The sequence below is a fragment of the Streptomyces sp. NPDC007875 genome (assembly GCF_042868035.1).
Taxonomy (GTDB): Bacteria; Actinomycetota; Actinomycetes; order Streptomycetales; family Streptomycetaceae; genus Streptomyces; species Streptomyces antimycoticus.
Window position 1 is genome coordinate 55,277 of the sequence record NZ_JBIADZ010000043.1, and the last position, 7,496, is coordinate 62,772.

The window sequence follows — 7,496 nt, forward strand, 5'->3', positions numbered from 1 at the left end:
TTGCTTCGCACATGGTCGCAGTCAGCTCGCAACGGCGGAGGATCGGCTATGGGACCTGCTCGTATAGTCGGCGCGGCGGTCATCGACGGATCGGGGCGCGATCCCGGCAAGCTCGACGTCACGATCGAGAACGGCCGCATCACTCGCCTCGGTGCCTCCAGCGCGCACGGCGAGCGTCTCGATGCCGAGGGATTGACGATGACGCCCGGCCTGATCGACGCTCACGTCCACCTGGGCCTGTCGAGCCCGATCCGGCCGCACTTCTCGTTTCAGATAAGCGCCGCCGAGATCGCGGCGGACATCTTCGCCACGGCCGGTGCGACGCTCGACGCCGGCTTCACCACCGTTCGCGACACCGGCGGGATCGACGGCGGTGTCGTCACCGCGATCGCGAAGGGCAAGGTCAGAGGGCCGCGCGTCCTGTCGTGCGGACCTGTTCAGTGCCAGATCGGCGGGCACGGCTACTACGGAGCCGAATGGGAACCCACCGAGCTGTGGAGCAGCCACCACATCGCGGGCCTGTGCGCCCTCTCCATGATGGCGGGCAACGCGGACGAGCTGCGACACAACGTCCGCGAAGCCTTCCGTCGCGGAGCCTCCTTCCTGAAGCTCTGCGTGACCGGCGGAGTGGTGGGCGCACATGATCGGCTGACCGACACCCAGTTCACCGTCGAAGAGATCGCTGTTGCAGTTCAAGAAGCTGCGGCACGGAACACCTATGTGACAGTTCACGCCCACAACAACGAGGGCATACGAAATGCGGTCGAGGCCGGGGTGCGCTGTGTCGAGCACGGCACTAGCCTCGACGAATCCACAGCGACCCTGATGGCCGCTCGCGAGGTTGCCCTCGTGCCCACGTTCGCTGTCGTCGAGCAACTGCTGCACGACACCGCCGGAGCCGGTCTCGCCGAGTCGACCCGCGACCGAGCCAAGGGCGCACGCGAGCAGATGACGAAGGCGCTCGCTGTCGCCAAGCGCGCAGGAGTACGGATCGGGCTGGGTTCCGATCTCATCGGTCCGGCCCAGGACCGTCGCGGCAAAGAACTCAGCCTGCGCGCAGCCCTCGAGACGCCGATGGAAGCGCTCGTGGCGGCGACCCAGACCAACGCCGAGATCCTCGGCCTGTCCGGCCAGGTGGGTGTCATCACTCCCGGCGCGCAGGCAGACCTCGTTCTTTGGAACGGCAACCCGCTCGAAGACCCAGAACTGTTCTCCGACCCCACCAACGCCGTGCTCGTAATCCAGGCTGGCAAAATCGTAAAGGACCTCAGATGAGCACCATGTGGCAGGGCTGCCTCGCCCACACCGACTACTTCGAGATGCGCTCCAGCGGTGGGCACGACTACGGCGTCTGGGTCACCACGCCACCACGCTACGACCCTGCCGCGGCGCAAGCGCCTGTCGTGTACGTGCTCGACGGCAACTGGGCCGTGGGCATGACCGCCCCACTCATCGTCACGCAACTGGACCCCATGCAGTCGATTCAGCCCTATGTGCAAGTCAGCGTGGGTTACGCAGGCGAGGAAGCAGAGCACTGGGAGCGGTTGCGCAACCGAGACCTCGTGCCCCCCGGCGAACCCATCGCGAAGGAGTACATCGATGCGGTGGAGATGGGGGTCGAAGCGGGCACGATGACTCGCGAGCAAGCCGACGCCTACCTCGCTGAATTGAGCGACAGCCGCGGGGATATGTTCCTGAACTTCCTTACCGACGACCTACACCCGCGGATCGAACGCGACTACGGCACAGCCCCGAGCGGTCACGGCCTCTTCGGCTATTCCTACGGCGGACTCTTCAGTCTGTATGCCTGGCTCACCAATAGCACCTTCTTCGAGAGCATCGGCGCGGGCAGCCCCGGCATTGTCAATGCAGACAGTCAGGTCTTCGCTCGTCTTCAAGCAATGGGTGACACCCTGCCTGCTACCAAGCTTCACGTGACCTTCAACGATCGAGAGATCCTCGGAGACCTAGCGGTCTACCAGAATCTCACGAAGAACACGGCCACGTTCCTTCACCGCCTCACCTCACGCAGCGAATCCGTCACCAGCGCACTCATGCACGAAACGCACGTGACTGGGCTGCAGGCATCGTTCCTCAGCTACCTCAGGACCTGCCGTGCCCAGTAAGCCTGGACGCCGCGGCTCTGCCTGACCGCCGCACTGGGCGGCGGCGCTCCTGGCCAGTGCCGCCGCCCCGAGTGCCTGGCACCACTCGCCGCACCTGACCGGTACGCGTTTCGGGCCCGAGCCGGTCGCGCCGGGAAGCGCGCCACCCAGGGGGAGGAACGGAACGGAACAAGAGGTACCCCAAGACTTCCATCGGTCTTTCGTGCATATCGTCCATGAACCGGCTGCCCGGCGGCGTGGTGCCATCTATGGTGCATTCATATTTGAGTCAACTTCTCTGGAGGTGTGCGGGTGGCCGAGCGGGACCTCGTCAGCACGACGCCCCCTGCCGTGGGTATCGCCGAAGTACTCAGGCGACGGCTGCCCGCTGGCCGGGTGGTGACTGATCCGGACATCGTCGCCGGTCTCTCCCACGACCAGGCGGTGTGGGCGCCTGTTGGCCGAGCGGTGGCCGTCGTGCGCGCCAAGAGCACCGACGAGGTCCGGACCGTGGTTCGTGCGTGCCTGGAGCAAGGAGTCCCGTTGGTTGCACGCGGCGCCGGTACTGGATTGTCGGGGGGCGCCAATGCCGTCGAAGGCGGCGTGATCCTCGCGCTGGACGGCATGGATCGGGTGCTGGAGGTCGACGAGCTGGAGCGCCTCGCCGTCGTGCAGCCCGGTGTGGTCAACGACGACCTGCGCGCCCATGTAGCGGCGCTCGGCCTGTGGTACCCGCCTGACCCCGCCAGTTCGCCCTGGTCGACCATTGGAGGAAATGTCGCGACGAACGCTGGCGGAGTGTGCTGCGTCAAGTACGGCGTCACTCGCGACTATGTCCTCGGTTTGGAGGTCGTGACCGGCACGGGCGAGGTGGTCCGGCTCGGGCGCCGTACGTCGAAGGGGGTCGCCGGCTACGACCTTGTGGGCCTCATGGTGGGTGCCGAGGGCACTCTTGGTGTCGTCACCGAGATCACGGTCCGGCTGCGACGCCTGCCTCCGGTCGGCGTGACCGCCGTCGGCTACTTCGACAGCGTCGGGCAGGCCGGTGACGCGGTGCGTGCGACGGCTGCCGCCGGGCTGCGGCCGGCCGCGCTGGAACTCGTCGACCGGCACTGTCTGCGCGCGGTCGATGCCTGGAAGAACATGGGGCTCTCCGCCGAGGCGGACGTGGTCCTCCTGGCCCGTTTCGACGATGATGGCCGCGCCGCCGAGGAGGGCGCCCGCCGGATGGTCGACTGCTTCCGCGGGGCTGGCTCTACTTGGGCGGACCGGTCGGAGACAGAGGAAGAGGCCGAGATGCTCTTCGCCGCCCGCCGGCTGGCCTTCCCCGCGCTCGAGCGGCTGGGGCCGGTACTCACGGAGGACGTCTGTGTGCCCATCGGGGCGGTGGCGGAGATGCTGGCCCGCATCGACCGGACCGCGGAGAGGCACCGGATCACCATCGCTAACATCGCGCACGTCGGCGACGGCAACTTGCATCCGCTGCTTGTGACGGAACACGGTGACGCGGCGGCTCAGGTCCGGGCCCGCGCGGCGTTCGACGACATCATCGCGGACGCCCTTGAATTGGGTGGGACGGTGACTGGTGAGCACGGTGTGGGACTGCTCAAGCGGCCCGGCCTCACCCGTGAACTCGGCCCGGCCGTCCTGGAGATGCATCGCGCGGTGAAGCGTGCTCTCGACCCGGCCGGGATTCTCAACCCTGGCAAAGTTTTCGGGCCGGCATGACCCCTTGGCCAAGTACAAGACCGGGCCGCGGGCGACAGAACTCCCAGAGCCGGAGTTCCACGCACGGTACTCCGGCGTCAGCGACGTGCCTTGCGAGTCGGAGGGTTCCAGCTTAGACCGTGTCCTATGTGGTGAGGCGGACGAGTCGCTTGTAGCAGCGCAGGGTGGCGGCGAGCCCGAGAAAGACCAGGTAGTTGCGGGGATCGCGTTCGTAGCGGGGGGCTGAGTCTGCGGTAGCCGGACAGCCACGACATGGTGCGCTCGATGACCCAGCGGCGGCGCCCTAATCGTTTGCTGGACTCGATGCCCTTGCGGGCGATGCGTACGCCGATGCGCTTCCATCGGAGCCATCTGCGCAGGTCGGCGCGGTCGTAGGCTTTGTCCAGGCGCTGGGGCTTGAAGAACCGGCCGTTATGAGGGTCGTGTCTCGTTTGGTGACCCTCGATCATGGGCTTCAGCCCTTCGCTGTCGTGGGTGTTGCCGGCCGAGACGTGTGCCGCTCGTAGGCTGCGCGGACGTGGCGCGCGTGGGCCTCATTCATGATCATGACGTGGTCGAGGGCTTCGCGTCGGATGCCGCCGATGATGCGTTCACAGTGCGCGTTCGTGCGGGGAGCTTGTGGCGCACTTTTGAGGATCTCCATCTCCTCGGACTGGAAGATGGCGTCGAACGCCTCGCCGTACTTGCCGTCGCGGTCGCGCAGCAAGAAGCGCAGGTTCTCGATGCGTACGCCCAGCTCGGACGTGAGGTTCCTGGCTTGCTGCACTACCCAGTCCCGTGTTGGGCGGGCGGTGACCCCGGTGATGTGCAGCCGCCTGGTGCCGTGCTCGAGGAACGCCAATGCGTACAACCGCCTGCCGAGGGCGGTGTCGATGTGGAAGAAGTCTGCCGCGATGATGCCCTCGGCTTGCGCGGTCAGGAACTCGCGCCAGGTGGGGCCCGAGCGACGCGGCGCGGGGTCGACGCCGGCCGCGTTGAGGATCTACCAGACCGTCGAAGCTGCGATCCGATGCCCGAGTCGGCTCAGTTCACCTTGGATCCGCCTGTGCCCCCACCGCGGATTCTCCCGGGCCAACCGCACAACGAGTGTCTTGACCGCTGCCGGGATGGGTGGGCGTCCGGTGCGTCGGCGCGCGGTGTAGTCCCACTTCGCGGCGATGAACCGACAATGCCAGGCGAGCTGGGTGCCGGGCGTGACAGGGAAGACCTTGAGCCAGTGGCGTCGGGGTATCAGCCCGGACAGGGCGGCGAACCAGAACCGGTCAGCACGCTCATAGCGGACCGGTCCGGCCAACTGGCGGCGCAGGACCGCGTTCTCGTGCCGCAGCACCAGCAGTTCCGCGTCCTTCGCCGTCCCACGACGGAGGAGCACCGATGGAACCGTCAGCAGCTTCCGGGTCACCTTGTACAGCAAAGACACGATCACGCACGCATGATCCCAGCGCCCCGACCACACCCCGCTCACCTGCGGCGATGACCTTTCGAGCGGCACAGGGTCTCGGACGAAGCCGTCGCCGAAGAGAGCGAGCGGGTCGAGCGGGGCACGGACGCCGAGCACCACCGGGCAGCCTCCTGGGCTGGTCCCGGCGGTTCCGCTATGGGATAGGAAGGTGTGCGGGACCGGGGAAGCCACGGCCGGAAGCCAACACGCCCAAGCGCGTCCCTGTCTCCGCTGTGCGCGGCATCGCTCGATCAAACGGAGCGGGCTTCAGCGCTCGGCGCCGTCCTCGACGAGACGCCGCAGCGAGGGGAGCAGGGTGTCGATGTCCTGCCCGGTCCTGAACGCGACGACAGTGGTGCCACCGCCGAGTTGCGGTGAGGAGCCGGGCGCCGGAAAGAGGGCGAGCACCTCACGCATCGCCTCGTCCACCTCGGCGACCGGGTCGGACGATTCGCCCCGAAGCCAGCGACGCAGCACATGGTTGTGGGCAGCGACCACCGCGGCGGCCATGAGTTCGGCCCTCAGCGACGCTGGTTCCGTCGGGCCCCCCATCCAGTCGGCGATGAACTCCCGGAACAGTCGCTGATAGCGGCCCACACTGGCGATCTCCCGGTCACGCAGGGCAGCCACCTTGCTGGTGAGGGCATATCGCCGCCTCGCCAGGTCGCCCTCCTCCACGTAGCGCAGCAGTACGAGTCGAACCGCGTCCGACACGGCGACCAGAGCGGTGCTGTGGGTGGAGGTCGCCAGCCGATCTCTGATCAACTCCAGGAGCCGATCGTGGTCCGGAAAGATGACGTCTTCCTTGGATCGGTAGTTCCGGAAGAACGTCGTGCGCCCGAGTCCCGCTCGCTCGGCGATGTCATCGACGGTCGTCTGCTCGTATCCGCGCTCGTCGAAGAGCGCGAATGCGGCGTCTGCCAGTCGGATCCGTGCAGGTGGCTTGCTCATGACCGCTCATCCTTCCCCGTCTCACCGCACAGACGCCACTTGCCTCGCTTCGATGGGATCGAACACCGCATTGCGGGCATCGGGCGCCGAGTGACGCGGCGAGGCTTCCATCACAGAGCGCGCTTTGGGACTAAGTACTTTACTTTCGGAACTGGGTACCATAGCTTGTGAAACACGCCGCCACAGCGGTGCCGACGTGCTACGGCCGTGATCGGTGAGCTCTCGCCTCCCGTCGCGGGTCATTTCGGGACGGGGACGGAAAGGAACACCGTGCTCCATACAGCGATCGAAACCACGGATAGCGCCCCCGTCGAACGGGAGGTCGATCCAAGCGCGAGCCCACTCCCGGAGGCGGACTGCCCCACGCAGGTGCCGCTGGGTGGAGTGGGGGGTGGAGAGCTGTACTTCCAGCGTTGCCGCTGGTGTCGGACCGCAGTCTTCCGCCGTCTGTTGTGTCCCGTCTGCGCCTCCACCGATCTCGCCTGGGAGCTCAGTTGCGGCACCGGGGTCATCCGTCATGTCCTGGCCATGGGCCGGAGCTCCGGGAGACAGTGCGCACTCGCCACCATCAACATGAACGAGGGATTCTGGCTGTGCTCCAGGGTCATCGGCGTGCCGCCGCTCACCGTGCGAGTCGGGGCCCCGGTGTGCCTGACAGAAGGCATCGAGTCCGGCCCTCAGGCACTCCTTTTCCGCCTCTGCGAGCCTCCACAGCCTTCGCGGCCTCCGTGGCAATGAAGGCCGAGGCAGCACGCCCACTTGCTCCAGCGACGTCTGGGGTGTGTACGTCCCCCACGACGCCTTCTGACCTTGAGTTCGGCCCCGCAGGCCATTGCCCATCACCCCTGGAGTGCCTCCAATGATCCCTCCTAGCTGCCGCCTACCACGCCGCCCCCCAATGCCGACCGATTCGTTCCTGCCAAGAACGCTGAGACGCAATGACGTAACGGTGCCCCCAGGCGCCGGTCTGACGGCCCCGCCTCACCAACCGGACACCCCCATTCCGGGTTCCCCGGTGCGGATGACAGTGCCGTTCCCGCTCGGAAACTCATTCACAGCTGCCTCGGCAACCGGGCTCTTGCTCACCACCTGGCACGCCACCAGCGCCAACGCTCAGAAGGGAGCCAAGCAGTGAGCACCGAGCCCGCGCAGCCGGCCGACATCGATATTCACACGACCGCGGGGAAGCTCGCGGATCTGCAGCGCCGCATCGAAGAGGCGACCCATGCGGGGTCCGCGCGCGCGGTGGAGAAGCAGCACGCCAAGGGCAA

Annotated in this window: 5 protein-coding genes and 2 pseudogenes; 4 read left to right on the forward strand and 3 right to left on the reverse strand. The window is 66.9% G+C overall.

The window, feature by feature from the left end; genetic code table 11:
- The first annotated feature begins 48 nt into the window (after positions 1-48).
- The 3 genes from ACFYOY_RS45040 to ACFYOY_RS45050 all read left to right on the forward strand — a co-directional run bounded on the left by ACFYOY_RS45040 (position 49) and on the right by ACFYOY_RS45050 (position 3,833).
- Positions 49-1,275, forward strand: a complete 1,227-nt coding sequence (locus ACFYOY_RS45040; protein WP_388593709.1) for an amidohydrolase family protein — start codon at positions 49-51, stop codon at positions 1,273-1,275.
- Positions 1,272-2,126 (forward strand): alpha/beta hydrolase-fold protein, encoded by an 855-nt coding sequence (locus tag ACFYOY_RS45045; protein WP_351905154.1) that lies wholly within the window; start codon positions 1,272-1,274, stop codon positions 2,124-2,126. The genes ACFYOY_RS45040 and ACFYOY_RS45045 overlap by 4 nt, the downstream gene beginning before the upstream one ends.
- A gap of 336 nt (positions 2,127-2,462) precedes the next feature.
- A complete protein-coding gene (locus tag ACFYOY_RS45050) occupies positions 2,463-3,833 on the forward strand; it encodes an FAD-binding oxidoreductase (protein WP_385153059.1) in 1,371 nt (456 codons plus the stop codon).
- A gap of 124 nt (positions 3,834-3,957) precedes the next feature.
- Here ACFYOY_RS45050 and ACFYOY_RS45055 read toward each other — a convergent pair.
- From ACFYOY_RS45055 to ACFYOY_RS45065, 3 genes and pseudogenes are all read right to left on the reverse strand, one after another.
- Positions 3,958-4,324 (reverse strand): annotated as a pseudogene (locus ACFYOY_RS45055) (transposase); the annotation flags it as partial.
- Positions 4,288-5,259: pseudogene (locus ACFYOY_RS45060) on the reverse strand (helix-turn-helix domain-containing protein). The pseudogenes ACFYOY_RS45060 and ACFYOY_RS45055, both read right to left, overlap by 37 nt.
- Before the next feature lie 282 nt (positions 5,260-5,541).
- Positions 5,542-6,225, reverse strand: a complete 684-nt coding sequence (locus tag ACFYOY_RS45065) for a TetR/AcrR family transcriptional regulator (protein WP_351905157.1) — start codon at positions 6,223-6,225, stop codon at positions 5,542-5,544.
- 384 nt (positions 6,226-6,609) lie between these two features.
- Here ACFYOY_RS45065 and ACFYOY_RS45070 point away from each other — a divergent pair, with 384 nt between their 5' ends.
- Positions 6,610-6,963: a zinc ribbon domain-containing protein gene (locus ACFYOY_RS45070; protein WP_351905170.1), complete on the forward strand. Its 354-nt coding sequence runs from the start codon at positions 6,610-6,612 to the stop codon at positions 6,961-6,963.
- Positions 6,964-7,496: the final 533 nt, after the last annotated feature.